The organism is Streptomyces termitum, from assembly GCF_014650175.1.
In the GTDB taxonomy this organism is placed as follows: domain Bacteria; phylum Actinomycetota; class Actinomycetes; order Streptomycetales; family Streptomycetaceae; genus Streptomyces; species Streptomyces termitum.
Genome location: NZ_BMUL01000016.1, coordinates 86,695 through 112,328 on the forward strand (window position 1 = coordinate 86,695; position 25,634 = coordinate 112,328).

The following is a 25,634-nucleotide window of genomic DNA, read 5'->3' on the forward strand; positions in this document are numbered from 1 at the left end:
GGCGCGGACGGTGGCATGGGACGCATGACGCATGCGGGCAGATCATCGGACTACTCCCGCTTCCGGGGGAGGCGGGCCGCGCGCGCGGGGACCGGGCTCCTCGTCGGGCTGCTCGCCCTGCCCGGCCTCCTCCTCGCCCTGGGGAGCACGGCGCGGGCCGGCGGGGTGGGGGACAGGGCCCTGCGGATGACCGTCACCGTCAACACCCTCGCCGCCGGCTCCGCACGCCTGCCCGCCGTCCGGGCCGGGGCCGAGGTCGTGAAGCGGTACCGGCTGGAGAACCGGGGCGAGGCCGGGCTGTACGGGGTCCGGGTGCACGACCCGGCCGTCCCCGCCGGCGCCGTCCGCTGCCCCGGCCGGCCGCTCGCCGCGCTCTCCGTGATGGAGTGCGTCGCCCGCTTCCGGGCCGCCCCCGGCACCCACCGGGCCACCGCCCGCGCCGAGGGCGGTGTGCCCTCCCTGGGCCGGACCCTCACCGCCACCGCCCACTCCGGATACGCGGGCGTCGCCGGGGCCCTGACCCTCGCCGAACGCGCGGTCCTCACCGGCCGGACGGGCACCGCCGTCGTCACGTACACCGTCGCCAACCGGGGCAACCGCCCGCTCCACGACGTCCGCGTCACCGACCCCGGCCTGGGCCTCACCGGCCGGGGCGTGCAGTGCGGCGGACGGGCCGGGACCGTGCCCCTGCTCGCCCCGGGCACCACCGCGCGCTGCACCGCGACGGTACGGCGCCCGCCGGGCGTCCACCGCAGCACCGGGCTCGCCACCGGGACCGACCGGACCGAGACCTACGCCCCCGGGGGCCGTCGACTCCCCGCCCCGCTCCTCACCGCCCGCGCCCGCGCCTCCTTCGCCGTCCCCGCACCCCGCCCACCGGGCGGATCGACGCCGCCCGGTGGGTCCACCACGCCCGGTGGCGCCGCCGTGCCCGGTGGGTCCACCGCGTCCGGAGGAGGTACGGCTCCGAGTGCCGGGGCCGCCGCCGGGGCCGGGGGCGCGCCGCCGGCCGCTCCGGGGGTGCTGCCCGTCGGGCCTCCCGCGTTCGGCCTCGTGCCGGGGGCGGAGGCGGGCCTCGGGGCCGGACCGGGACGCGTCACCGGGGAGGCCGGCGAGGGGCTGGTGGAGGCCGCGCCGGGGACCGGGACCGGCCCGGGCGCGGACCTGGCCACCGGTCAGGGGGCCGGAGAAGGCGCGGGGACCGGGGCGGGAGCGGCAACCGGAGCAGCAACCGGAGCGGGGAGCGGGAACGGAGAAGGAGCCGGAGAAGGGGCCGGAACGGGGAACGGAACAGGGGCGGGGAACGGAACCGGAACCGGGTCGGGGAGCGGAACCGGGGCCGGGGAAGGGACCGGGTCGGGGAGCGGAACCGGCACCGGCACCGGCACCGGAACCGGAACCGGGAGCGGGGGGCGGGAGGGCGAGTCGCCCGGGACGGCGCCGACCGAGGCCGCGCACCGGGCCGCCACCACCGACGGGGAGGGGTTCGTCCGCCGGCTGCGGCGGCGGGCCCGCGAGGCCGACGACATGTCGGTCGTCATGATGCTGCTGCTCATCCTCGTGCCCGCGGCCCTCGCCGCCGCGCTGCTCGGGAACCGGAGGACCTGACCCGTGGACCTGATCGAAACCCTCGTCGTCGTCGGCGGCGTCGCCCTCCTCGGCGCCCTCTCCGTCGTCCTCAAGACCCGTCTCTTCCCCGCCGCCGAGGACGACGACGAGCGCGAGGACGTCGCGGAGTACATCGCCATGATGGTCTCCGTCCTCTACGCGATCGTCCTCGGCCTCTGCCTGGTCTCCGTCTGGGACACCCGGTCCGCCGCCTCCGACCACGTGCAGGCCGAGGCGAGCGCCCTCCACCAGACGTACCTGCTCGCCGACGCGCTCCCCGAGGACCGGCGCGAACCGCTGCGGGAGGCGGCCCGGACGTACGCCGACCACGTCGTCGCGGACGAGTGGCCGCTGATGGAGGCCCGGCAGCCGCTCGGCCCGTCCGGCTGGGAGCTCCTCGAACGGCTCCGGCAGGCCGGCGAGGTCGGCGACACCGCCACCGTCTCGCAGCAGATCGCCGCCCAGGAGGTGCTGGCCCAGCTCGGTTACGTGGACGACGCCCGGCGCAGCCGGGAGGCCGCCGCGCAGGAGAGCCTGTCACCGGTGCTGTGGGCCGGCCTGATCATCGGCGGTCTGCTCACCCTCGCCTTCATGTTCCTCTTCGGGATCAAGCGCAGCACCACCCATGTGGTGATGGTGATGGGGCTGGCCGGGTTCATCGCCTTCACCGTGCTGCTGATCCACCAACTCGACGCGCCCTTCGGGACGGTGCTCGGGACGAACGCGGACGCCTTCACCCGCTACTTCACGTGAGGCGGTGTTTCACGTGAAACACCGGAAGCCGCACGGTAGACATTCACCATGAAATACCTCGTACGGGACAAGATCTTCGCGATCGGTGACGACTACTGGATCGAGGACGAGCACGGCCGCCACGCCTTCCTCGCCGACGGCAAGGCGCTGCGGCTGCGCGACACCCTGGAGTTGAAGGACCCGGACGGGCGGGTGCTCATCACGCTGCGGGAGAAGTTCTTCAGCCTGCGCGACACCATGACGATCGAGCGGGACGAGCGGACCCTCGCGACCGTGCGCCGCAAGCGGCTCTCGCTGCTGCGCAACCACTACCGGGTGGTGCTGGTCGACGGGACCGAACTGGACGTCAGCGGGCGCATTCTGGACCGGGAGTTCGCCGTCGAGTACGACGGCGAACTCCTCGCCCACATCTCCCGCCGCTGGTTCCGCGTCCGCGACACCTACGCGGTGGATGTCGTCCGGGAGGACGCCGACGCGGCCCTGCTGATCGCGGTGGCCGTGTGCGTGATCCGGATGGCGGAACGGGAGGACTGAAGGGGCCCGGGGCGTTTCCGGCGCCCTAGAGGACCTTGGCGAGGGCCTGGTCCAGGTCCGCCCACAGGTCCTCGACGTGCTCGATGCCGACCGAGAGGCGGACCGTGCCGGGGCCGATGCCGGCCGCGGCCAGGGCCGCCGCGTCGAGCTGCCGGTGCGAGGTGGAGGCCGGGTGCATGACCAGGGTCTTCACGTCCCCGAGCGAGACCGACAGGGAGGCCAGCCGGACCGCCTCGACGAAGGTCCGGCCGGCCTCCCGGCCGCCCGCGAGGTCGAGCGAGACCACCCCGCCCGCGCCGTCGGGCAGCAGCCGCCGGGCGATCTCCTCGTCCGGGTGGCCCGCGAGACCGGGGTAGCGGACGGCGGCGACCGCCGGATGGTCCGCGAGGCGGGCCGCGAGCACGGCGGCGGAGGCGCAGTGGCGCTCCATCCGCAGCGCCAGCGTCTGCATCCCGCGCAGCGTCAGCCAGGCGGCGAAGGGGTCGGTGGAGGCGCCCAGTTCGACGGCGAAGTGGCGCAGCCTGCCCAGCAGCTCCGGGTCGTCGCCGACCACGACGCCGCCGAGGACGTCCGCGTGGCCGGAGAGGTACTTGGTCGCCGAGTGGACGACGAGGTCGGCGCCGAGCGCGAGCGGACGGCACAGCAGCGGGGAGGCGAAGGTGTTGTCGACGGCGACCGGAACGCCGGCCGCGCGGGCGACGGCGGCGAGCGCCGGGATGTCGGAGACGCGGGTGGTCGGGTTGGCGACGGTCTCCAGGTAGAGCAGGCGGGTGGTGGGCCGCAGGGCGGCGGCGACCTCGTCCGGGTCGGTGCCGGAGACGTACGAGACCTCGACGCCCCAGCGGTCCGCGAGGTCGGCGAGGACCGCGTACGTGCCGCCGTACAGGCAGCGCTGGGCGACGACGTGGCCGCCGCCCGACAGCAGGCCGAACAGCACCGCGTTGATCGCGCCCATCCCCGACGCGAAGGAGATCGCGACGGCGCCGCCCTCCAGTCGGGCCACCGCCTCCTCCAGGGTGCGGACGGTCGGGTTGCCCATGCGGCTGTAGAGGAAGGAGTCGCCGGAGTCCATGGACGCGGCGAGGGCGTCGGCGGACGCGAAGGTGAAGACGTGGCCCTGGTGGAGCGGGACCCCGAGCGGCGTGCTGCCGGTGACCTCGACCCGGGGCGGGTGGACGGCGAGGGTCTCGGCGCGCAGGGCGGGATCGGCGGGGGCGCGGTGGCTGTCGCTGCTGCTCATGGGGCCAGTCTCGGAACGGACCCGGCCGCCCCGACAGGGCCAATCGCGTTTCCTTGGCATCCCTCGGGGAACCGGGCCCCGGCCGTCCCCCGCCCGGCCGCCGTGTCGGGCCGGGCCCGGGAGCGGTCCCCCGGGCCGGGCGGGGGCTCAGCGGGACGGGTGGGGGCGGCGGGGGGCCGCGATGCCGAGGAGGCGGTCTTTGAGGGCGGGGAACTGTTCGCGGATCTCGGCGGGCTTCGACGGGTCCAGGACGACGCGCAGGACCTCCTCCCCCGGGCCCGCCTCCGCCAGGACCTCGCCCCAGGGGTCGACGACCAGCGAGTGGCCGGCCTGCTCGACGCCCGCGTGGGTGCCCGCCGTGCCGCAGGCCAGGACGTACGCCTGGTTCTCGACGGCGCGGGCGCGGGCCAGCAGGGTCCAGTGGCCGAGGCGCCGGGCCGGCCAGCCCGCGGGCACCACGAACGCCTGCGCGCCCGCGTCGACCAGGCCCCGGAACAGCTCCGGGAAGCGGAGGTCGTAGCAGGTGCCGACGCCGACGGTGAGCCTCGGCAGGTCCACGGTCACCAGGTCCTCGCCCGCCGCCATCAGCACCGCCTCGCCCTGGTCGAAGCCGAAGCGGTGGATCTTCCGGTAGGAGGCGGCCAGCTCCCCGTCGGGGGAGAAGACCAGCGAGGTGTTGTAGAGGGAGCCGCCCGCCGCCTCGACGAAGGAACCGGCGTGCAGCCAGACCTCGGCGTCCCGGGCGGCGGCGGCCATCGCCTCGTAGGTGGGGCCGTGCAGCGGCTCGGACTCGGCGGCGAAGAGGTCGGCCGCGAAGGCGCCCACGGGCCACAGTTCGGGGAGGACGACGAGGTCGGCGGCGCCCCTCTCCTCCCGTACGAGCCGGGCCGCCCGGGCCCGGCGTTCGGCGACCGGTTCGTCCGGGTCTACCGCGATCTGGATCAGCGAGGCGCGCACACTACCACCGTCCTGGCGTTCAAGCCGTCAACACCGGCCTACGATCGTCACACGAAAGCACTGCCGGGGTGCTCCCGGGGAGCGTAACTTAGCGATCGAGCCTCCCATTCCACTGTCGCCCAGTCGTGTTTTCAGCCCGCACCGAAGAACGTCGAGGGGTCCCGTGACCGTCCATCCCAGCCTCCAGAACTACGCCGACGCCTGGACCCATTCCATCGAAGCGATAGCCGAGCTGGTGCAGCCGCTCGTCGAGGGCGAGTGGAACCGGGCGACCCCGTGTCCGGGCTGGTCGGTGCGCGACATCGTCTCCCACGTGATCGGCATGGAGACGGAGATGCTCGGCGACCCCCGGCCGATCCACTCCCTCCCCCGCGACCTCTACCACGTGCGCGGCGACTTCGCCCGCTACATGGAGGTGCAGGTCGACGTCCGCCGGCACCACACGGCGCCGGAGATGACCTCGGAGCTGGAGTACATCCTGATCCGCCGGGCCCGTCAGCTCCGCAACGAGACCCGCTCCCCCGACCACGTCATCCGGGCGCCGCTGAGCACCGAGCAGACCCTGGAGCAGGGCTACCGGCTGCGGGCCTTCGACACCTGGGTGCACGAGCAGGACCTGCGGGCCGCGCTGGGCGTCCCGGGGAACCTCGACTCCCCGGGCGCGTACGTGGTGCGGGACCTGCTCCTGGAGGCGCTGCCGAAGGTCGTCGCCAAGGACGCGGGCGCGCCGGCGAACTCGGCGGTCGTGGTGGACGTGACCGGCCCGGTGGAGTTCCTGCGGACCGTGCGGGTGGACTCCGAGGGGCGGGGCACGATCGACGGGGCGCCGTCGCTGGGCCCGGCCGTGACCCTGGCGACGGACTGGGAGACGTACTCCCGGCTGGCCTGCGGGCGGATCCGGCCGGACGAGGCGGAGGACCGGATCAAGACCGAGGGCGACCCGGAGCTGGCCGCCGCGATCCTCGCCCGCTTCGCGGTGACGCCGGGCTGACCCCGGCCCGCGCCAGGGTCGGGGCCGGGGCCGGGGCCGGCCGTCACACCGGCACGTGGACGGCCTCGACGCGGCTGGCGACCAGCCGCTCCCGCTCGCGCCGGTGGGTGCGGGACTTGAGGCGGAGGATCTGCGCGACGCCGAGGGCTTCGAGGACGAAGACCGAGGAGAACGCGATCCGGTAGTCGCCGCCCGTCGCGTCGAGGAGGACGCCGACGGCGAGCAGGGTGGTCATCGAGGCGACGAAGCCGCCCATGTTGACGATGCCGGAGGCGGTGCCCTGGCGCTCCGGCGGGTTCGCCGGGCGCGCGAAGTCGAAGCCGATCATGGAGGCGGGACCGCAGGCCCCCAGGACCAGGCAGAGGGTGACGAGCAGCCACATCGGCGCGTGCGCGCCCGGGTGGGCGAGGGTCGCGCCCCACACCAGGGCAGTGGCGGCGACGGTGCCGAGGGCGAGCGGGGCGCGGGCGGCGCCGTGCCGGGCGACGATCTGGCCGTAGACCAGGCCGACGGCCATGTTGGAGACGACGACCAGGGTCAGCAGCTCGCCGGCGGTGCCCCGGGAGAGGCCCTGCGCCTCCACCAGGAACGGCAGGCCCCACAGCAGCAGGAAGACCATCGCCGGGAACTGGGTGGTGAAGTGCACCCACAGGCCGAGCCGGGTACCGGGCTCGCGCCAGGACGCGGCGATCTGGCGGCGGACGAAGGCGGCGCCCGCGTGCCGCACCGGGGCGGGCTCGTACCCCTCCGGGTGGTCCTTGAGGAAGACGAGCAGCAGGACCAGGACGACGACGCCGGCGAGGGAGCTGCCCACGAAGGTCGTCGTCCAGCCCAGGCCGTGCAGGGCGCGGGAGAGGAAGACCGTCGAGACCAGGTTGCCCGCCATGCCGAGGAGGCCGGCGATCTGGCCGATGAAGGGGCCTTGGCGGGCCGGGAACCAGCGGCTGCCGAGCCGCAGGACGCTGATGAAGGTCATGGCGTCGCCGCAGCCCAGGAGGGCGCGGGAGGCGAGCGCCATGCCGTACGACGGGGAGAGCGCGAAGCCCAGCTGGCCGAGGGTGAAGAGGACCACGCCGAGGGTGAGGACCTTCTTCGTGCCGAGCCGGTCGACCATGAGGCCGACGGGTATCTGCATGCCCGCGTAGACCAGCAGCTGGAGTATGGAGAAGGTGGAGAGGGCGGAGGCGCCCACGTGGAAGCGGTCGGCAGCGTCGAGCCCGGCGACGCCGAGCGAGGTGCGGAAGATGACGGCGACGAAGTAGACGCCGACGCCGACGCCCCACACCAGGGCGGCGCGCCGGCCGCCGGGCGGGTCGCCGGGGAGGGTGACGGCGGAGCCGTAGCCGTCGCGGCTCATCGGCCCTCACCCCGGACCAGGCCGCCGACGCGGCCCAGGTGGCGGCGGACCGCGGCGGCGGCGCCCTCCTCGTCGCCGGCTTTCAGCCGGTCGAGGATCTCGGCGTGCTCGGCGATGTTCTGCGCGACCCGGTCGGGGTGCGCCTGCATGACGGCGACGCCCATCCGCAACTGCCGGTCGCGGAGCTGGTCGTAGAGCCGGGAGAGGATCTGGTTGCCCGCGTAGCGGACGATCTCGGCGTGGAAGCAGCGGTCCGTGACGGCCACCTCGCCGAGGTCCCCGGCCCCGGCCCGCCGCTTCTGCTCCTCCAGCAGCTCCTCCAGGCGCTCCACGAGCGCGGGCGGCGCGGGCACCGCTCGCCGTACCGCGAACTCCTCGACCAGCAGCCGGGTCTCGACCACGTCGGCGATCTCCTGCGCGGATACGGCGAGGACGAGCGCGCCCTTCTTGGGGTAGAGCTTCAGCAGCCCTTCCATCTCCAGCTTGAGCAGCGCCTCCCGCACGGGCGTCCGCGACACCCCCACGGCCTGCGCCAGCTCTCCCTCGGTGAGCAGCGTGCCCCCCTCGTAACGCCGGTCGAGCACGGCCTGCTTGACGTGCCGGTAGACCCGGTCGGCGGCGGGCGGCTGCTTGGCGGCGGGAACCGCGGGAGAGGGAGCTGGTGATGGCATGCGCACAGCATAGATACAACAGAGATGCGAAAGGCAGCCCTGTCCACGATGCGGACGGGCCGCTCCGGGGTTCCCCTATGCTGCTCGCCGGGTCCGCGCGGGCGGACCCCACGACGGGAGGGGGACCCGGTCATGGCGGAGACCGACGACGCGCGGACGGCGGCGGAGCCGACGGTCACGGAGACGTCCGGAACACGAGCCGCCGGAACGGCCGGAGCCGCCCCGTCGGCGGCCGTGCCGGCACAACCCGCGGCCACGACCTCGCCGGTGCCCGCGACGACGACCGCTCTGGCGGCGGCCACGACCGCCGCCGCGCCGGAGCCCGCCGCCGCGCCCGTGCGACGGACGTCCGCGGTGCGGCGGGGGTGGGCGTCGGCACGGGCGCGGCACGCACGGATGAGCACCACCGACCGGATCGCCCTGTACGCCTTCGTCGTCACCGCGCTGGCCTTCCTCTTCCCGCTCGCGCAGTCGGCCTGGGCCGCGCTCTTCCCCGAACGGCCGCTCGCGCTGAGCGTGCGCGTGGAGCGGAGCCCCTGCACCACTCCCTGGCTCCTCACCCCCGGCAACGAGGGACTGGAGGAGGGGTTCAAGACGGCTCAGGACGGCCAGTACCTCCGCTGGGAGAAGGAGGGCCGCATCCTCCGCTCCGGCTCCGTCGTGGCGGGGGTCCTCGCCCGCGGCACCGTCGACGACGCGGTCGTCGTCCGGGACATCTCCATCACCGTGACCGGCCGGGACGCGCCCGTGCCGGGCAAGGCGATGCAGTCCGGCGGCTGCGGCGCGGACGATCCGCCGGAGTTCCTCGTGGTCGACCTCGACGAACTGCCGCTGAACCGGCCGGTGTCGGTCTCGTACCTCCAGAACAGCCCGACCCAGGCCGCGGCGCGCGAGGCGCGGAAGAAGCTGGGCGACCCGATCTCGCTGCCGGTCCAGGTGGGCCGCGACAGCGTCTACTCCTTCTTCCTGACCGGACGCACCCTGCGCTACGACACCCGCTGGATCGCCACGGTCACCTGGTGGGACGGGAAGGCCGATCACACCGACCGGATCGACAACGGCGGGCAGCCGCTGCGGGCGACCGGGACGGCCCGGTGAGCGCCCGGCGCGGCCGGTTCGTGCGGGCGGCGCCGTACGGGGTGCTGGCCGGGGTGGTGCTGAGCGCGCTGCCCGCGCAGATCCGGTGGGCGGACGAGATCGGCCGCGTCGGCCCGGTCAGCGAGCCGCTGGACAAGCTCCGCTTCCTGCTGGTCTCGCCGACCCTGCTGTACGGCGGCCGGACGGGCGCCGCCGCGTTCCTGCACGAGGCGCTGTGGGCGGTCCTGTTCACCGGGGTGCTGGTGCTGGGCGCGCGGGCGCTGGCGGTCCGTGCGGCCCGGCCGTCGGTGCGGGCGGTGCTGTTCTGCTGGTCCCTGCCCTTCCTCGCCCCGGTGGCCCATCTGCTGGCGCTGTACGCGCTGGAGCTTCCCGCCCTGGTCACGGACGCGGCGCGGCGGGACGCCTCGCTGACCCAGCTCCTGTGGTCCGCACAGGCGTCCTCGGCGCACGCGATGGTGCTGGGCACCCTCGGGGCCGTGGCCGCCTTCGCCGTCTGGAAGCCCGACCCGTCCCCGGACGTGCCGACGGACCTCCGCGCCCTGCCCCGGGCCCTGTTCCTGTTCATGCGCGGCCCGATGGAGACCCTGTGGCGGCGGATCGGCGTCACCTGCGCCGCGTCCTGCGCCGCCGTGCTGCTGCTGTTCCTGGTGCCGTCCCTAGGCCGTGGCCTCCTCGACGGGGCGGCCTTCCCGCCCGCGCCGGGGAACGCCCCGTACTCGCTGTCGGGCATCTTCCTGTTCTACGCCCGCCTCTACGCCGCGCAGGGCTTCCTGCTGGCCTTCGCCCTCCCCTTCTTCGTGCTGCGCGCCCTGGACGGGGTCCGCACCGGGCCCGCCTCCGCGCTGCTGATCGGGTGGAGCGCGTACGTCCTGGGCGCGTTCGTGTACGGCGGGGTGGCGGAGGCGGGGGTGCTGGCGGGGCAGCGGCTCCCGGTGCGGCCCGAGACCCTCCACGAACTGCTGCTGCCCCCCGCGTCCCTGGAGCACAGCCTGCTGGGGGCACCGGTCGCCGGGATCTTCCTGGCGCTGTGCTCCTGGGCGGCCGGCCGGGTCTCCGCCGCCCGGAAACGGAACATCCGGCCGGATGGTGTCCGGCCGGATGTTTCACGTGAAACGGTCACGGAGGACGTCACGTCCTCCTGAGCGTCACGCCCAGGTCATGAGGCGCTTCGGCTGTTCCAGGATCGCGGCGATGTCGGCGAGGAACTTGGAGCCGAGTTCGCCGTCGACCAGGCGGTGGTCGAAGGAGAGGGCCAGCGTGGTGACCTGACGCGGCTTCACCTTGCCCTTGTGGACCCAGGGCTGGAGCTTGATCGCGCCGACCGCGAGGATCGCGGACTCGCCCGGGTTGAGGATCGGCGTACCGGTGTCGACGCCGAAGACGCCGACGTTGGTGATGGTGAAGGTGCCGCCCTGCATGGCCGCCGGGGTCGTCCTGCCCTCGCGGGCGGTGGCGACCAGTTCGCTCAGGGAGCGGGACAGCTCCGGCAGGGTCTGGGCGTGCGCGTCCTTGATGTTCGGCACGATCAGACCGCGCGGGGTGGCCGCGGCGATGCCCAGGTTCACGTAGTGCTTGAGGACGATCTCCTGCGCCGCCTCGTCCCAGGCCGCGTTGATCTCCGGGTTGCGCCGGACGGCGACCAGGACGGCCTTGGCGATGAGGAGCAGCGGGTTGATCCGCAGACCCGCCATGTCCTTGTCGGACTTGAGCTCCTCGACCAGCTTCATCGTGCGCGTGATGTCGAAGGTCACGAACTCGGTGACGTGCGGGGCGGTGAAGGCCGAGCCGACCATCGCCGCCGCCGTGGCCTTCCGGACACCCTTGATCGGCACCCGGGTCTCCCGGGCGTCCGGCGCGGCCGGGGCCGCCTGGACGGCCGGTGCGGCGGGGGCCGCCGGAGCGGGGGCCGGGGCGGGGGCCGGGACCGTCTCGGCGACGGGGGCCGCCGCCTTGTGCACGTCCTCGCGGGTGATGACGCCGTCCGGGCCGGTCGGGACGACCGACGCCAGGTCCACGCCGAGGTCCTTGGCGAGCTTGCGCACCGGCGGCTTGGCCAGCGGCCGGGACGCGCCGGCCGCGGGACCGTGCCCGTTCAGCTGCCCGGGCACGGAGACGGGCACGGGAGCGGGAGCGGGGACGGCGGCCTCGGGCGCGGGGCCCGCCGGGCGGCGGGACCGGCGCTTGGTGGAGCTCGCGGCCACCCCGTAGCCGACGAGGACCGGCTGGCGGCCCTCCGGCTCCGCCTCGGCCGCCGCCTCGGGGGCGGGGGCCGGCGCGGCCGGCGCCGGGGTCTCGGCGGGGGCGTCCCCGCCGACGTTCACCGAGATGATGACCTGGCCGACGTCGACCGTGGTGCCCTCGGGGAAGAGGAGCGCGTGGACGGTGCCGTCGAAGGGGATCGGCAGTTCCACGGCGGCCTTCGCCGTCTCGACCTCGCAGACGACCTGCCCGTCGGTGACGGCGTCACCGGGCTGGACGTACCACTTGAGGATCTCGGCCTCGGTGAGGCCCTCGCCCACGTCGGGCATCTTGAATTCGCGGATCGTCATGGTCGTGCTCTCCTCAGTACGCCAGCGAGCGGTCGACGGCGTCGAGCACGCGGTCAAGACCCGGCAGGTACTCCTCCTCCAGGCGCGCCGGCGGGTACGGCGCGTGGTAGCCGCCGACCCGCAGGACGGGGGCCTCCAGGTGGTAGAAGCAGCGCTCGGTGATCCGGGCGGCGATCTCCGCGCCGGAGCCGAAGAACACCGGCGCCTCGTGGACGACGACCAGCCGGCCGGTCTTCTCCACCGAGGTCTGGATGGTGTCGAAGTCCAGCGGGGAGATCGAGCGCAGGTCCACGACCTCGACCGACTTGCCCTCCTCGGCGGCGGCCGCGGCCGCCTCCAGGCAGGTCTTCACCATCGGGCCGTAGGCCACCAGGGTGAGGTCGGTGCCCTCGCGGGCGACGCGGGCCCGGTGCAGCTCGCCGGGGAGGGCCTCGGTGTCGACCTCGCCCTTGTCCCAGTAGCGCCGCTTGGGCTCGAAGAAGATGACCGGGTCGTCGCTCAGGATCGCCTGCTGGAGCATCCAGTAGGCGTCGGAGGAGTTGGCCGGGGTGACCACCTTGAGGCCCGCGACGTGCGCGAAGAGCGACTCGGGGGACTCGGAGTGGTGCTCGACGGCGCCGATGCCGCCGCCGTACGGGATGCGGATGACGACCGGCATCTTCACGGTGCCGAGCGACCGGGCGCGCATCTTGGCGAGCTGGGTGACGATCTGGTCGTACGCCGGGAAGACGAAGCCGTCGAACTGGATCTCCACGACGGGCCGGTAGCCGCGCAGCGCGAGGCCGATCGCGGTGCCGACGATGCCGGACTCGGCGAGCGGGGTGTCGATGACCCGGTCCTCGCCGAAGTCCTTCTGGAGGCCGTCGGTGATGCGGAAGACGCCGCCGAGCTTGCCGACGTCGAGGCCCATGACGACAACCTTGGGGTCGTTCTCCAGGGCGGTGCGCAGCGACTCGTTGAGCGCCTTCGCGAGGGGGAGCTTCTGAACAGCCATGATTACTCGGCCTCTCCGTCCGCGAAGGACGCCTGGTACGCGGCGAACTCCGCGCGCTCCTCGTCGACGAGCGCGTGCCCGTCCGCGTACACGTTGTCGAACATCGCCATGTGGTCCGGGACGGGCATGGCGCGGACGACCTCGCGGACGTGCTTGCCGAGCGCCTCGCTCTCGGCCTCCAGCTCCTCGAAGAAGGCCGCGTCGGCGTGGCCCTCGTTCTCCAGGTACGCCTTCAGGCGCAGGATCGGGTCCTTCGCCTCCCACTCCTCGCGCTCCGCGTCCCGGCGGTAGCGGGTCGGGTCGTCGGAGGTGGTGTGGGCGGCCATCCGGTAGGTGAACGCCTCGATGAGCGTGGGGCCCTCGCCGCGGCGGGCGCGCTCCAGGGCCCAGCGGGTCACGGCCAGGCAGGCGAGGACGTCGTTGCCGTCGACGCGGACGCCGGGGAAGCCGAAGCCCTGGGCGCGCTGGTAGAGCGGGACGCGGGTCTGCTTCTCGATGGGCTCGGAGATCGCCCACTGGTTGTTCTGGCAGAAGAAGACGACCGGGGCGTTGTAGACCGCGGAGAAGACGAAGGACTCGTTGACGTCGCCCTGGCTGGAGGCGCCGTCGCCGAAGTAGGCGAGCACGGCGGAGTCCGCGCCGTCCTTGGCGACGCCCATGGCGTAGCCGGTGGCGTGCAGGGTCTGCGAGCCGAGGACGATCGTGTACAGGTGGAAGTTGTTGCTGTTGGGGTCCCAGCCGCCGTTGTTCACGCCGCGGAACATGCCCAGCAGGTTCGTCGGGTCGACGCCGCGGCACCAGGCCACGCCGTGCTCGCGGTAGGTCGGGAAGACGTAGTCGTCGTCGCGCAGCGCGCGGCCCGAGCCGATCTGGGCGGCCTCCTGGCCGAGCAGCGAGGCCCACAGGCCCAGCTCGCCCTGGCGCTGGAGAGCGGTGGCCTCTGCGTCGAAGCGGCGGGTGAGGACCATGTCGCGGTAGAGGCCGCGCAGCTCCTCGGCGCTCAGGTCGATGTCGTAGTCGGGGTGCTGGACGCGCTCTCCTGCGGGCGTCAGCAGCTGGACGAGCTCGGGCTCTCCCGGCTTGGCCTGGGCGGTCTTCTTGGCACCGGTGCTTGCGCCGGTGCGCTTGGCGCCGCTGCTGCGTCGCGTCGTCTTGCGCGCGGCAGTGCTCTCCACGGTCACGTGCGTGCTCCTCCGTCGGTCCGGCCCCCGGGTTCGCCGGTAGGGCCTGGGGTCGCCCCTGCCGAAGGCAAGGGGAGGCTCTCCGCCTTATCCGTACCCTGCGCACGGGGTGGGTGCGACGCGGCCGGGGTCGGCGTGACAGGTGTCCCGGCGAGCGCCGTCACAGGCACGTTACCCATTGCGCGGCATTCCCGCGAAACCCACTTGACCTGCGATTTTGCTTGGATTTCCAAGTAAATCGAGAAAAGCGGGAGCACGCCCTGGTCAGCGCGTGGGCAACGGCCCGACACCGTCGTCGGAACATCCGGCACCGTAACCCGCGCACCCCGGGCACCGGAAGAGCCAATATGTGAGACTGGCTGCGTGCGCGAAGAAGGAAAAATCCGGGTTTTTCTGCTGGATGACCACGAAGTCGTCCGGCGCGGCGTCCACGAGCTGCTCTCCGTGGAGGACGACATCGAGGTGGTCGGGGAGGCCGGGACCGCCGCGGACGCCCTGGTCAGGATCCCCGCGACCCGGCCCGACGTGGCCGTGCTCGACGTGCGGCTGCCGGACGGCAGCGGGGTCGAGGTGTGCCGGGAGGTCCGTTCCCAGGACGAGTCGATCAAGTGCCTGATGCTCACGTCCTACGCGGACGACGAGGCGCTCTTCGACGCGATCATGGCCGGGGCCTCGGGGTACGTCCTCAAGGCCATCAGGGGCAACGAGCTGCTGAACGCGGTGCGGGACGTGGCGGCCGGGAAGTCGCTGCTGGACCCGGTGGCGACGGCGCGGGTCCTGGAGCGGCTGCGCGACGGGAACAACCCGAAGCGCGACGACAAGCTGGCCCACCTGACCGACCAGGAGCGCCGGATCCTCGACCTGATCGGCGAGGGCATGACCAACCGGGCCATCGGCGAGCGGCTGCACCTGGCCGAGAAGACCATCAAGAACTACGTCTCCAGTCTGCTGTCGAAGCTGGGCATGGAGCGGCGCTCGCAGGCCGCGGCGTACGTGGCGCGGATGCAGGCCGAACGGCGCTGAGCCGCCCGGCCCGGGCCTCCCGGCCGGGCGGTCGTCGGGACCTAAGGCCCCGTGAGGACGGGGCCGGGGCCCCTTTTCCCGGCGGGGTCCGGGGGCGGACAGTGGAGGCATGTCCACCGAGGAGATCCGCGCCATCGAACTGCTCGGCCGCGTGACGTACGGCCGGGTCGCCGCGAGCATGCGGGCGATGCCCTTCGTCGCGCCCGCCCGGCACGTCGTGTCCGGCGGCAGCGTGCTGATCCGGATGCACGAGGGCCTCGGCCACCACCAGGCGTGCCACGGCAGCGTCGTCGCCTACGAGGCGGACGACTTCGACGCCGAGGGCACGTCGCTGTGGTCCGTGCAGTTCACCGGCACCGCCGAGATCGTCGAGCCGACGGCGGCCGAGCGGGCCGCGTTCGGCCCCGAGCCTGCGGCCGTGGACGGTGAACCGTTCCTGCCCGTCTTCCTCCGGATCGAACCCCAGTTCGTCACCGTGCACACCCTGGAGTACACCCGGGCGGGGGATTCCGAAGAGCGACACCTTTACCACGTAGCGTGATCTAACATCTGCGGAGTGCCGCGCTCATCTGCTCACCCCGTGCCTCCCGTCGGTGCCCTGCTGCGCCGTCATCCGCACGCCGGCGACCCCCTCGCCTGCGTCCCCGTCACCGAGGGCCTGCTCAACCGCGGCTATCGGCTCGCCACCACCCGGGGCTCCTACTTCCTCAAACAGCACCTCGACGCCCCCACCGCCGACCGGGACACCATCACCCGCCAGCACCGGGCCACCCACCGGCTGCACGCCCTCGGCCTGCCGGTGGCCCCGCCGCTGGCCGACAGCCGCGGCCGGACCGTCGCCGTCATCGGCGGGCGCTGCTACGCGCTGCACCCCTGGGTCGAGGGCCGGCACCGCGACGGCGCCCAGCTCACCCCCGGCGGCTCGCGCCGCCTCGGCGCCCTCCTCGGCCGGGTCCACACCGGCCTGGACCGGGTCATGGAGCCCCCGCCGCCCGGCGGCAGGACCGACGGCGACCGGCACGACAGCGCCCGCCCCGAGGACACCTTCGCGCTCATCGAGGAGCTGCTCCGGCTGGTCCGCGCCCACCGCCCCCGGGGCAGCTTCGAGTTACTCGCCGAGCACCGCCTCCGCGAACGCCGCCGGCTCCTCGAACGGCACGGCCACCGGCGCCCCCCGGCGCCCGCCACGGCCGGCTGGGTGCACGGCGACTTCCATCCGCTGAACCTGCTGTACCGGGGCGCCGAACCGGCCGCGATCATCGACTGGGACCGCCTCGGCGTCCGCCCCCGGGCCGAGGAGGCCGTGCGGGCCGCCGCGATCTTCTTCGTCCGCCCGGACGGCGTGCTCGACCTGGCGAAGACCCGCGCGTACGCGCGCGCGTACCGGCGGGCCTCCGGCGCCGACGGCACGGAGCTGGCCGCCGCCGCGCACCGCGTCTGGTGGGAGCGGCTCAACGACTTCTGGACGCTGCGCTGGCGCTACCAGCTGAACGACCGCAGGGCCGACCCGCAGTTCCCCGCGGTGTCGGCCCTGGCCGTGTGGTGGACCCGGGAGTACGACGCCGTCCGGGACGCCTTCGCGTCCTGACGGGCCGGCCCCGGGCCGGGATCATCCGTTGGTGCTGCCCGCCGCGCCGGGGCTCGGCGTGCCGCCACCGCCGCCGGTCGGGCCCTCGGGGGACTCCGGCCCCGTGGGCTGGCCGCCGCCCGTCGTCGGCGTCGTGGTCGGCTCGCCCGTGTCGGTCGGGTCGGTGGTGGGCTCGTCCGTCGCCGTCGGCGCCGTGGTGGGCGTCGAGGTGGTCGGCGGGGGCGTCGTCGGCCGGTAGGTCGGCGTCCACGGCCGCTGCGTGGTGCCACCGCCGCCGTCGGTCGGATCCTCGCTGTGGTCGCCGGACGGCTCCTCGGACGGCGGGGGCTCCTCCGTGGCCGGGGCCGAGGTCTTCGTCGGGCTGGTCGGCGTGGTGACCGGGCCGTCCTTGTCGTCGTCCTTGCCGGCCATCTGGACCGCGTAGACGATGCCGGCGACGATCGCGACCAGCGCGAGCGCGGCGAAGAGCACCATCCGGTTCCGGTTGCCCCGGCCGCCGCCCCCGGCGGTCGCGTAGCCGCCGGTGCCACCGGTGCCGCCCGTGCCGTCGTCGTAGCCGCCGTACCCGCCGTAACCGCCGTCCTCGGGGTTGGGCAGCGGGACGAGACGGCCCTGGGCGGTCTCGCCGAGCGGCGGGTGCCCCATCGCGGTCGTGGCGGTCATGCCGGCGGCGGGCGTGTGACCGCCCTCGTGGACGGCGACCGGACCGGTGCTCCAGGTGCCGGTGTGCCCGCCCTGCTGCCGGAGCATCTCCAGGCCGTACTGGATCAGCCCGCGCATCTCCTCGGCGCTCTGGAAGCGGTCGTCCGGCTCCTTCGCCAGCGAGCGCATCACCAGGCCGTCCAGCTCCGGCGGGGTGGAGCCGCGGACCTCGGACGGCGGCACGGCCGTGTCCTGCACGTGCTGGTAGACCACCGACAGCGGCGTCTCACCCGTGAAGGGCGGCCGCAGCGCGAGCAGTTCGTAGAGCAGGCAGCCGGTCGCGTACAGGTCGGAGCGGTGGTCGACGGCCTTGCCGAGCGCCTGCTCCGGGGAGAGGTACTGCGGGGTGCCCATGACCATGCCGGTCTGCGTCATGGTCGCCTGCGCGCCGTGCAGCGCGCGGGCGATGCCGAAGTCCATGACCTTCACCGCGCCGGTGTTGGTGATGATCACGTTGGCCGGCTTGATGTCGCGGTGCACGATGCCGTGCTGGTGCGAGTAGGCCAGCGCCTCCAGGACACCGGAGACGATCATGAGTGCCTGCTCGGGGCCCGGCGCCTCGGTGCCGATCAGCAGGTCGCGGATGGTGCGGCCCTCGACCAGCTCCATCACGATGTACGGCACCGGACGGCCGTCCACCAGGTCCTCGCCGGAGTCGTACACCGCCACGATCGCGTGGTGGTTGAGCCCGGCGACGGACTGCGCCTCGCGCGTGAAGCGGGCCTTGGAGACGGGGTCCTCGGCCAGGTCGGAACGGAGCAGCTTCACCGCCACCGTGCGGCCCAGGCGCACGTCCTCGGCGGCGAAGACCTCGGCCATGCCGCCGCGTCCCAGACGGTGCGTCAGGCGGTAGCGGCCCTCGCCGACGACGCGGCCGACTCCCCACGATTCCCCGGCAGCGCCCGGCACACCGCCCCCTGCCTCGGATCCGGGTTCCATGAGTCCTCGCCGTCGTCTGTTCCGTGCCGTGTGTCCAGTCGTCACGCTACAGGCTCCGTGCGACATCACGGTCCGCGATGACGGAGCGTGCGCCCCTTCCCCCGTACACCTGTGCAAATTCCGTGAGTTTCCTCCCTCCCTTCCCCTCCGTCGGCTGTGCGGAGGGTCACGGAACGGGCACTCGGCTTGACGTGTCAGGGGCCTGGGGCAGACTTGGCGCAGAATCGGCCGGAAAACCGCGGCCGGCCGGAGAACACCGACGGACCGACGCCGCGGGGCGCAGGGGGACAGCACACATGAGCCACGACGGCGCCCAGGGAGGCCGCTACACCGGCGGTTCGGTCGCGAACGGCCGCTACCAGCTGCGCGACCTCCTCGGCGAGGGCGGCATGGCCTCCGTCCACCTCGCGTACGACAGCGCGCTCGACCGCCAGGTCGCGATCAAGACGCTCCACAGCGAACTGGGCCGCGAGCAGTCCTTCCGCGAGCGGTTCCGCCGCGAGGCGCAGGCCGTGGCGAAGCTCTCGCACACCAACATCGTGTCCGTCTTCGACACCGGCGAGGACACCCTCGACGGCGGCCTCATGCCGTACATCGTCATGGAGTACGTGGAGGGGCAGCCGCTCGGCTCGGTGCTCGCCTCCGACGTCCGCCAGTACGGGGCGATGCCCGCCGACAAGGCGCTGAAGGTGACGGCGGACGTGCTGGCCGCCCTCGAGGTCAGCCACGAGATGGGCCTGGTCCACCGCGACATCAAGCCCGGCAACGTGATGATGACCAAGCGCGGCGTGGTCAAGGTCATGGACTTCGGCATCGCCCGCGCCATGCAGTCCGGCGTGACGTCCATGACGCAGACCGGCATGGTCGTCGGCACCCCGCAGTACCTCTCCCCGGAGCAGGCCCTGGGCCGCCCGGTGGACGCCCGGTCCGACCTCTACTCGGTCGGCATCATGCTCTTCCAGCTCCTGACGGGCCGCCTGCCCTTCGACGCGGACTCGCCGCTCGCCATCGCGTACGCGCACGTGCAGGAGGAGCCGGTCGCCCCGTCGTCCGTCAACCGCTCGGTGACGCCCGCGATGGACGCGCTGGTCGCCCGCGCCCTGCGGAAGAACCCGAACGAGCGGTTCCCCAGCGCCGCCGTCATGCGCGACGAGTGCCTGCGGGTGCTGGCCGCCGGGCAGTCCGCCGCTCCGGCGATCGTCGCGGGCGGCCCGGTCAACAGCGGCGCCGGCGTCGGCTCGGCGGTCTTCCCGCCGGTCGGCCAGAGCACCCCGCCGCCGGCCGCCCCGCACGTGCAGCAGCCGTACCAGCCCCACCCGTACGGCCCGCCGACCCCGGCGCCCGCGCCCTCCTACGGCTACCCGCAGCAGGCGCCCACGCCCGCGCCCGCCTTCCAGACCCCGCCGCCGGTCTCGTACGCGCCCGCGCCGGTGCACGCCCCCTCCTCGGGCGGCGGCTCGCGCCGCAGCATGCCGCTGGTCGTCGGCGCGGTCCTGGTCGCCCTGATCGCGGTCGGCGGCCTGGTCTACGCCCTCGTCAAGAAGGACCCCCCGGGCACCGAGGCGGGCGGCACGGGCGGCGGGACGCAGCAGACCCAGCAGAACCCGACCGAGGCCCCCGGCCACAAGGGCCCGGACCTGACGAAGACCATCGACACGAAGAAGTGCACCCAGCCGCGGGAGTCGAGCAGCGACCCCGAGAAGTTCGAGGTGCCGAACTTCACCTACAAGAACCTCACCTCGGTGAAGGACTGCGTCCGGGCCGCCGGCTGGAAGATCACCAAGCAGACCCCGGTGGACGAGATCACCTACGGCGAGGACACGGTCCTCAGCCAGTACCCGCCGGCCGGCACCGAGATCGGTCCCGACGACGCCGAGTTCACCCTGGAGATCTCCACCGGCAACCCGGCGAAGTAGCGGGTCAGGGGCCGCCCGGCCCCCGGCCGCCACCCGGACGGGGCGCTCCCGCCCCGGTCCGGATGCCGGGTTCCTCCCGATATGTGACGCTGAATCGGACACCTCGGCGGCACGGCAGGGAGGGTTCCCCGGTGACTCCCACACGCGGCGGGACGGGCAGGAGCGGGCGTGGCACCGGCCGGAGACGGCCACGCGCCCGCCGCGCGCCCCGAAGGACCGCCCTGGCCTGCGCCGTCACCCTGTACGGGCTCACCGGCGCCCCCCTCGCCCACGCCGAGGACCCCGTCCCGGCCACCCCGAGCGCCCGCGCCGCCGGACCCACCGGCACCCCCTCCGCACCCTCCGCCCCTTCTCCCTCCACCACGCCCACCGGGACGGAAGCTCCCACCGGGACCGGGCGGCCCCCCGCGCCCGCGCCCACCGGGACCGGTGCCGCCCCCGGCACCACCGCCCCCGCGCCCCCCACCGCCCCCACCGGGACCGCACCCGCGCCGCCCACCCCGACCGGCACCCCCCGGGCCGGACTGCCCGCACCGGCGCCCGCGCCGAGCGAGGCGCCCGAGCCCAGCGACACCCCCTCGCTGGCCGGCCGGACCGCGGGCGAGGGGCTGGCCCGACCGGGCCGGAGCGAGCCCGCCGCACCGCCGGACGACGCCCAGGAGGCCCCCGCGGACGCCCCCGCAGATGACGGAACCGCTACAGAATCCGACGGCGGGCGCCCCTCGGAGGAGGCCGCCGAGGTACCCCGGGAGGACGCCGGGCTCCCTTCCCGGCCGGCCCCCGCCGACCTCCCCGCCGCCTTCCCCACGCTCCCCCCGAGCACCCCGGAAACCCTCTCCGACCAGCGACTTCCCGGTCTCACCCTGGGCATCGGACTGACCCTGACGGGGCTCGGAATCGGCTTCCTCGGGGTGCGGCTGCGCCGCCGCTGACTCCTTCCGGATCCGCCCGGTCCTCCCTGAGGGGGATCTTCCACATCCCCCTCCCGATGGTTGTCCCGCTCGGCATACCCGGTATACATACTGAGTATGTCGATCCGCCACGGGCTCCTCGCCCTCCTCGAACACGGGCCGCGCTACGGCTCCCAGCTGCGCACCGAGTTCGAATCCCGCACCGGCTCCACCTGGCCGCTCAACGTCGGCCAGGTGTACACGACCCTGGGCCGGCTCGAACGGGACGGCCTGGTCGCCCAGAACGGCGAGGACGGCGCCGGTCACGCGCTCTACGCGATCACCGACGCCGGCCGCGACGAACTGCACACCTGGTTCGAGAAGCCCGTGGACCGCGCCAGCCCCGCCCGTGACGAGCTCTCCATCAAGCTCGCCATGGCCGTCGGCGCCCCCGGCGTCGACATCAGCGAGGTCATCCAGGCCCAGCGCCGCCACACCGTGAAGGCCATGCAGGACTACACCCGCCTCAAGGCCCAGGCCCTCACCGCCCTGGAGAGCGGCGGGACGCACGAGCGCGACGACGTCGCCTGGCTCCTCGTCCTGGAACAGCTCATCTTCCAGACCGAGGCCGAGGCCCGCTGGCTCGACCACTGCGAGTCCCGGCTGATCCGCTTCTCCGCCTCCGCCGCTTCCGCCCCCCGGCCCGCCACCGCCTCCGAACCCGGCCCCGACCCGGGACCCCGGCCCGCGACCGGGTCCGAGGACGGGGCCGGGGGCGCCGGGGCCGGGCGGGGCGGGGCGCCGGTGGCGCCGGGCGCGCGCCGGACCCGCTGACCACGGGCCCCGCGCCCCGTACCACTCGCTTCTCCGTCTTCTCCTCTCCACCGGCCCGCTCCACCGGCCCGCTCCACCCACTCGCTCCACCCGCCGCGGACCTCTCGCGGACTCTTCGACCACTCTCCCGGCCGGACGCCCCTCGGGGCCGGACGGCCGTGTTCACCGCTCGCCGCGCGCCCACGCGCGCCTTAGGGGGGACTCTCGATGTCCACACCGCTCACCCCGCAGCCCGTGCTGCGCCTGCAGAACCTGACCCGGGTCCACGGATCCGGAGCCACCGAGGTGCACGCCCTGCGCGGCATCGACCTCGACGTGCACCCCGGCGAACTCGTCGCCGTCATGGGGCCGTCGGGCTCCGGCAAGTCCACTCTGCTCACCATCGCCGGCGGCCTCGACGTCCCGACCTCCGGCCGCGTGATCGTCGAGGACACCGACATCACCACCGCCGGCCGCAAGGAACTCGCCGCCCTGCGCCGCCGCAGCATCGGCTACGTCTTCCAGGACTACAACCTCATACCCGCGCTCACCGCGGCCGAGAACGTCTCCCTGCCGCGCGAGCTCGACGGCGTCTCCGCCCGCAAGGCCCGCGTCGAATCCCTCGCCGCGCTGGAGGAGATGGGCCTCGGCCACCTCGCCGACCGCTTCCCCGACGAGATGTCCGGCGGCCAGCAGCAGCGCGTCGCCATCGCCCGCGCCCTCGTCGGCGACCGCCGCCTCGTCCTCGCCGACGAGCCCACCGGCGCCCTCGACTCCGAGACCGGCGAGTCCGTCCTCGCCCTGCTCCGCGCCCGCTGCGACGCGGGCGCCGCCGGCGTCCTCGTCACCCACGAGCCGCGCTTCGCCGCCTGGGCCGACCGGGTCGTCTTCCTCCGCGACGGCGCCATCGTCGACCAGACCGTGCGCAGCGAGGCCGACTCCCTCCTCACGGGCCGGGTGGCGGACGCGTGAAGACCTGGTTCCACTCCTGGCGGGCGGCCGTCCGCATCGCCCGCCGCGACGCCTGGCGCGCCAAGGGCCGCAGCGCCCTCGTCCTGTCGATGATCGCCCTGCCCATCCTCGGCGTCAGCGCCGTGGACCTCACCTACCGCAGCTCCGAGCTCTCGCCCGCCGAGAAGCTGGAGCGGACCATCGGCACCGCCGACGCGTCCTTCCAGGACACCGGGTTCGCCGGGACCCCGATCCTCCAGAGCCCCTCCGGCGACAGCTACCGGCCGGCCAAGGACTTCGACGGCGCCTGGCCCGACGGCAAGGGCGACGTCGCCGCCGCGATCCCCGCCGGTGCCACCTGGATCACCGTCACCCACGGCCGCGCCAAGCTGACCACCGCCCACGGCCTGCTCCAGACCGAGGTGCGCGAGCTCAAGGCGAGCGACCCGATCGCCCGCGGCCTCAGCACCCTCCTGGAGGGCCGCGACCCGGAGAAGGCCGACGAGGTCACCGCCACCTCCGCCTTCCTGGAGCAGAGCGGCCTCACCGTCGGCTCCACCGTTTCCGCTCGCAATTTCGACCGGCAGTACCGCATCGTGGGCTCCTACGAGCTGCCGAACGCGCTCAACGAGGCCGAGGTGACCGCCCTTCCGGGCGCCTTCCTCCAGGACTACGCCAAGGCCGCCGAGAAGTCCGGCGCGCTCGCGCCCGAGCTGTACACCACCTACCTGGTGAAGAACGGTTCGGGTTTCACGTGGAACGACGTCCAGAAGATCAACCAGCGGGGCGTCATGGTCGTCTCGCGGGCCGTGGTGCTCGACCCGCCGGCCGACTCCGAGGTGCCGCTCTACCAGATCAAGGGCTGGGGCGACTACGCCTCCAGTCCGGCCGCCGACGCCGCCCTGCTCGCCTCCCTCGCCACCGTGGTCGGCCTGGCGATGCTGGAGATCTGTCTGCTGGCCGGCCCCGCCTTCGCGGTCGGCGCCCGCCGCTCCCGCCGCCAGCTCGGCCTGGTCGGCGCCAACGGCGGTGCCCGCAGCCACATCCGCGCCATCGTGCTCAGCGGCGGACTCGTCATCGGCGTGGCCGCGGCCGTCATCGGCACCGTCCTCGCCCTGGCCCTCACCCTGGCCCTCCAGCCCTTCCTGGAGGAGTACATCGGCCAGCGGTTCGGCTCCTTCGACATCCGGCCGCTGGAGCTCTTCGGCATCGCGATGCTCGCCGTCCTCACCGGCCTGCTCGCCGCCGTCGTCCCGGCCGTCACCGCCTCCCGGCAGACCGTCCTCGCCTCGCTCACCGGCCGCCGCGGCGTCCGCTCCACCAGCAAGGTGCTGCCCCTGATCGGGCTGGGCGCGTTCCTCCTCGGCGCCGCCGTCGCCCTGTACGGCTCCGTCGTCAGCGACCAGGTCGTCCTCGTCGCCGCCGGTTCCGCCCTCGCCGAGCTGGGCGTCGTCGCGATGACCCCCGCCCTGGTCGGCTTCTTCGGCCGGGCCGGCCGCTGGCTGCCGCTCTCGCCGCGGCTCGCGCTGCGCGACGCCGTCCGCAACCGGGGCCGTACGGCTCCGGCGGTGGCCGCCGTCCTCGCCGCCGTCGCCGGCACCGTCGCCGTCACCACCTACGCCGCCAGCCGGGAGGCCCAGCAGAACGCCGAGTACACCGCCTCCCTGCCGCACGGCGCCGTCTCCTTCTTCCAGATGGAGGAGGGCGGCCGGGACGTCCCCGCCGTCGCCGAGGCCGTCCAGCGCTACCTGCCGGTCGACACCCGCGCCGACGTCTCCCGCATCGTCGTCGGCCGCTCCAACTGCCCCTCCTGGGGCGGCGGGAACGGCTGCGGCCGGTACGAGGTCGTCGTCCCGCAGGCCAACCAGTGCCCGCTGTGGGTGACCAACCCCGACGGCAGCGACCCCGCCGACAAGTTCACCCCCGAACAGCGGCGGAACCTGGTCCTGAACGACTGGCGCTGCTCCGAGGGCAACAGCGGCAGCCTCTACGTCGACGGCGGGCTCCTCGTCGGTGACGCCAAGCTCCTGAAGGTCCTCGGCATCACCGACCCGGGCGCCGCCAAGGCCCTCGACGAGGGCAAGGCCGTCGCACTGCAACGGTCGCTCGTCGACAAGAACGGCACCGTCGCCGTCAAGAAGATCACCGACGCGGAGGCCGCCGACAAGGCCGCCATGGAGAACCGCCCGGTGCCCGGCGAGGTCAGCGCCGTCCCCTCCTACCTGGTGCCGGGCAAGCCGACCGCGTACGGCCTCCAGATCCTCATGACCCCGGCCACCGCGAAGGCCGCCGGCCTGAACACCGTCCCCGTCGGCGCCTACTTCAGCACCGACCAGATGCCCGGCGACGAGCAGCGGCAGAAGCTCGACGCCGAGATCGCCAAGATCGGCGCCGGGATCGACCTCACCGTCGAGGAGGGGTACGTCCCCGAGAGCGGCATCGTCCTGCTCGCGCTGACCGTCTTCGCCGGCCTGGTCACCATCGGCGCCGCGGGCATCGCCACCGGCCTCGCCCAGGCCGACGCCGAGGCCGACCTGAAGACGCTGGCCGCCGTCGGCGCCCCGCCCCGGGTCCGCCGCACCCTCAGCGGCTTCCAGTGCGGGGTGGTCGCCGCCATGGGCGTCGTCCTCGGCACGGCCGCCGGCCTGCTGCCCGCCGTCGGCCTGCGGCTCACCGAGGGGCGCCAGCAGCTCCGCTTCTACGAGCAGAACCTCGCCGAGGGCTGGGGCACCGGCACTCCGCCGAAGGTGCCGATCGTGATCCCGTGGGAGACCCTGACCGGCCTCCTCGTCCTCGTCCCGCTCGGCGCGGCCCTGCTCGCCGCCCTGGTGACCCGGTCGAAGGGAGCGGTGGCCCGCCGCGAGGCGACCTGATGGTCT

General features: G+C 74.0%; 22 protein-coding genes. 14 read left to right on the top strand and 8 right to left on the bottom strand.

The window, feature by feature from the left end; translation table 11 throughout:
* Positions 1–24: 24 nt before the first annotated feature.
* From IE219_RS32335 to IE219_RS25610, 3 genes are read left to right on the top strand one after another with little or no spacing between them, the layout of a single operon-like run.
* Positions 25–1,608 (top strand): hypothetical protein, encoded by a 1,584-nt coding sequence (locus IE219_RS32335; protein WP_189981612.1) that lies wholly within the window; start codon positions 25–27, stop codon positions 1,606–1,608.
* A 3-nt stretch (positions 1,609–1,611) separates the two neighbouring features.
* Positions 1,612–2,361: a bestrophin-like domain gene (locus IE219_RS25605; RefSeq protein WP_189981614.1), complete on the top strand. Its 750-nt coding sequence runs from the start codon at positions 1,612–1,614 to the stop codon at positions 2,359–2,361.
* 48 nt (positions 2,362–2,409) lie between these two features.
* A complete protein-coding gene (locus IE219_RS25610) occupies positions 2,410–2,895 on the top strand; it encodes an LURP-one-related/scramblase family protein (RefSeq protein ID WP_189981616.1) in 486 nt (161 codons plus the stop codon).
* A 25-nt stretch (positions 2,896–2,920) separates the two neighbouring features.
* Here IE219_RS25610 and IE219_RS25615 read toward each other — a convergent pair whose 3' ends face one another.
* Both IE219_RS25615 and IE219_RS25620 read right to left on the bottom strand, forming a co-directional pair.
* Positions 2,921–4,135: a trans-sulfuration enzyme family protein gene (locus IE219_RS25615; RefSeq protein WP_189981618.1), complete on the bottom strand. Its 1,215-nt coding sequence runs from the start codon at positions 4,133–4,135 to the stop codon at positions 2,921–2,923.
* A 147-nt stretch (positions 4,136–4,282) separates the two neighbouring features.
* Positions 4,283–5,092, bottom strand: coding sequence for a carbon-nitrogen family hydrolase (locus tag IE219_RS25620; RefSeq protein WP_189981620.1), 810 nt, complete (start codon positions 5,090–5,092; stop codon positions 4,283–4,285).
* 163 nt (positions 5,093–5,255) lie between these two features.
* On the opposite strand from IE219_RS25620, the gene IE219_RS25625 reads away from it, so the two are divergent.
* Positions 5,256–6,083 carry a maleylpyruvate isomerase family mycothiol-dependent enzyme gene (locus tag IE219_RS25625; protein ID WP_189981622.1) on the top strand — a complete coding sequence of 276 codons (828 nt, stop codon included), beginning with the start codon at positions 5,256–5,258 and terminating at the stop codon, positions 6,081–6,083.
* 43 nt (positions 6,084–6,126) lie between these two features.
* Here the strand turns inward: IE219_RS25625 and IE219_RS25630 are convergent, their stop codons facing one another.
* Together IE219_RS25630 and IE219_RS25635 are read right to left on the bottom strand one after the other, a co-directional pair.
* Entirely contained in the window at positions 6,127–7,440 is a 1,314-nt protein-coding gene (locus IE219_RS25630; protein ID WP_189981624.1) for an MFS transporter, read from the bottom strand.
* Entirely contained in the window at positions 7,437–8,111 is a 675-nt protein-coding gene (locus tag IE219_RS25635) for a GntR family transcriptional regulator (protein WP_189981626.1), read from the bottom strand. The genes IE219_RS25630 and IE219_RS25635 overlap by 4 nt, the downstream gene beginning before the upstream one ends.
* 396 nt (positions 8,112–8,507) lie before the next feature.
* On the opposite strand from IE219_RS25635, the gene IE219_RS25640 reads away from it, so the two are divergent.
* Together IE219_RS25640 and IE219_RS25645 are read left to right on the top strand one after the other, a co-directional pair.
* Positions 8,508–9,209, top strand: a complete 702-nt coding sequence (locus IE219_RS25640; protein ID WP_189981629.1) for a hypothetical protein — start codon at positions 8,508–8,510, stop codon at positions 9,207–9,209.
* Positions 9,206–10,351 carry a hypothetical protein gene (locus IE219_RS25645; protein WP_189981631.1) on the top strand — a complete coding sequence of 382 codons (1,146 nt, stop codon included), beginning with the start codon at positions 9,206–9,208 and terminating at the stop codon, positions 10,349–10,351. Before IE219_RS25640 ends, IE219_RS25645 begins: the two co-directional genes overlap by 4 nt.
* Before the next feature lie 3 nt (positions 10,352–10,354).
* Here the strand turns inward: IE219_RS25645 and IE219_RS25650 are convergent, their stop codons facing one another.
* Genes IE219_RS25650 through pdhA form a run of 3 tightly spaced genes read right to left on the bottom strand, consistent with a single transcriptional unit; the run spans position 10,355 to position 13,933 of the window.
* A complete protein-coding gene (locus IE219_RS25650; protein WP_189981633.1) occupies positions 10,355–11,758 on the bottom strand; it encodes a dihydrolipoamide acetyltransferase family protein in 1,404 nt (467 codons plus the stop codon).
* A 13-nt stretch (positions 11,759–11,771) separates the two neighbouring features.
* Entirely contained in the window at positions 11,772–12,752 is a 981-nt protein-coding gene (locus IE219_RS25655; protein ID WP_189981635.1) for an alpha-ketoacid dehydrogenase subunit beta, read from the bottom strand.
* 2 nt (positions 12,753–12,754) lie between these two features.
* Entirely contained in the window at positions 12,755–13,933 is a 1,179-nt protein-coding gene (pdhA, locus tag IE219_RS25660) for a pyruvate dehydrogenase (acetyl-transferring) E1 component subunit alpha (RefSeq protein ID WP_189981638.1), read from the bottom strand.
* Between the two features lie 363 nt (positions 13,934–14,296).
* Here pdhA and IE219_RS25665 point away from each other — a divergent pair, with 363 nt between their 5' ends.
* From IE219_RS25665 to IE219_RS25675, 3 genes are all read left to right on the top strand, one after another.
* Positions 14,297–14,956, top strand: a complete 660-nt coding sequence (locus IE219_RS25665; RefSeq protein WP_189981640.1) for a response regulator — start codon at positions 14,297–14,299, stop codon at positions 14,954–14,956.
* 109 nt (positions 14,957–15,065) lie between these two features.
* A complete protein-coding gene (locus IE219_RS25670; protein WP_189981642.1) occupies positions 15,066–15,497 on the top strand; it encodes a pyridoxamine 5'-phosphate oxidase family protein in 432 nt (143 codons plus the stop codon).
* A gap of 15 nt (positions 15,498–15,512) precedes the next feature.
* Positions 15,513–16,544 (top strand): phosphotransferase, encoded by a 1,032-nt coding sequence (locus tag IE219_RS25675; RefSeq protein ID WP_189981644.1) that lies wholly within the window; start codon positions 15,513–15,515, stop codon positions 16,542–16,544.
* Positions 16,545–16,565: 21 nt separating this feature from the next.
* On the opposite strand, the gene IE219_RS25680 is transcribed toward IE219_RS25675, so the two are convergent.
* A complete protein-coding gene (locus IE219_RS25680) occupies positions 16,566–18,185 on the bottom strand; it encodes a protein kinase domain-containing protein (RefSeq protein WP_189981646.1) in 1,620 nt (539 codons plus the stop codon).
* Positions 18,186–18,481: 296 nt separating this feature from the next.
* Here IE219_RS25680 and IE219_RS25685 point away from each other — a divergent pair, with 296 nt between their 5' ends.
* From IE219_RS25685 to IE219_RS25705, 5 genes are all read left to right on the top strand, one after another.
* Complete coding sequence (locus IE219_RS25685) at positions 18,482–20,101, top strand: protein kinase domain-containing protein (protein ID WP_189981648.1); 1,620 nt, start codon at positions 18,482–18,484, stop codon at positions 20,099–20,101.
* A gap of 131 nt (positions 20,102–20,232) precedes the next feature.
* A complete protein-coding gene (locus IE219_RS25690; protein WP_189981650.1) occupies positions 20,233–21,033 on the top strand; it encodes a hypothetical protein in 801 nt (266 codons plus the stop codon).
* Positions 21,034–21,129: 96 nt separating this feature from the next.
* Positions 21,130–21,825 (top strand): PadR family transcriptional regulator, encoded by a 696-nt coding sequence (locus IE219_RS25695; protein WP_189981652.1) that lies wholly within the window; start codon positions 21,130–21,132, stop codon positions 21,823–21,825.
* Between the two features lie 207 nt (positions 21,826–22,032).
* On the top strand, positions 22,033–22,776 hold the full coding sequence (locus tag IE219_RS25700) for an ABC transporter ATP-binding protein (RefSeq protein WP_189981654.1): 744 nt from the start codon (positions 22,033–22,035) through the stop codon (positions 22,774–22,776).
* Positions 22,773–25,628, top strand: coding sequence for an ABC transporter permease family protein (locus IE219_RS25705; protein WP_189981656.1), 2,856 nt, complete (start codon positions 22,773–22,775; stop codon positions 25,626–25,628). The genes IE219_RS25700 and IE219_RS25705 overlap by 4 nt, the downstream gene beginning before the upstream one ends.
* Positions 25,629–25,634: the final 6 nt, after the last annotated feature.

Excerpts from the sequence above, each read along its gene's own strand:
- IE219_RS32335 (WP_189981612.1), top strand. The coding sequence starts at position 25 with ATGACGCATGCGGGCAGATCATCGGACTACTCCCGCTTCCGGGGGAGG.
- IE219_RS25610 (WP_189981616.1), top strand. The coding sequence starts at position 2,410 with ATGAAATACCTCGTACGGGACAAGATCTTCGCGATCGGTGACGACTAC.
- IE219_RS25615 (WP_189981618.1), bottom strand. The coding sequence starts at position 4,135 with ATGAGCAGCAGCGACAGCCACCGCGCCCCCGCCGATCCCGCCCTGCGC.
- IE219_RS25630 (WP_189981624.1), bottom strand. The coding sequence starts at position 7,440 with ATGAGCCGCGACGGCTACGGCTCCGCCGTCACCCTCCCCGGCGACCCG.
- IE219_RS25635 (WP_189981626.1), bottom strand. The coding sequence starts at position 8,111 with ATGCCATCACCAGCTCCCTCTCCCGCGGTTCCCGCCGCCAAGCAGCCG.
- IE219_RS25640 (WP_189981629.1), top strand. The coding sequence starts at position 8,508 with ATGAGCACCACCGACCGGATCGCCCTGTACGCCTTCGTCGTCACCGCG.
- IE219_RS25650 (WP_189981633.1), bottom strand. The coding sequence starts at position 11,758 with ATGACGATCCGCGAATTCAAGATGCCCGACGTGGGCGAGGGCCTCACC.
- IE219_RS25655 (WP_189981635.1), bottom strand. The coding sequence starts at position 12,752 with ATGGCTGTTCAGAAGCTCCCCCTCGCGAAGGCGCTCAACGAGTCGCTG.
- IE219_RS25670 (WP_189981642.1), top strand. The coding sequence starts at position 15,066 with ATGTCCACCGAGGAGATCCGCGCCATCGAACTGCTCGGCCGCGTGACG.
- IE219_RS25680 (WP_189981646.1), bottom strand. The coding sequence starts at position 18,185 with ATGGAACCCGGATCCGAGGCAGGGGGCGGTGTGCCGGGCGCTGCCGGG.
- IE219_RS25685 (WP_189981648.1), top strand. The coding sequence starts at position 18,482 with ATGAGCCACGACGGCGCCCAGGGAGGCCGCTACACCGGCGGTTCGGTC.
- IE219_RS25695 (WP_189981652.1), top strand. The coding sequence starts at position 21,130 with ATGTCGATCCGCCACGGGCTCCTCGCCCTCCTCGAACACGGGCCGCGC.
- IE219_RS25700 (WP_189981654.1), top strand. The coding sequence starts at position 22,033 with ATGTCCACACCGCTCACCCCGCAGCCCGTGCTGCGCCTGCAGAACCTG.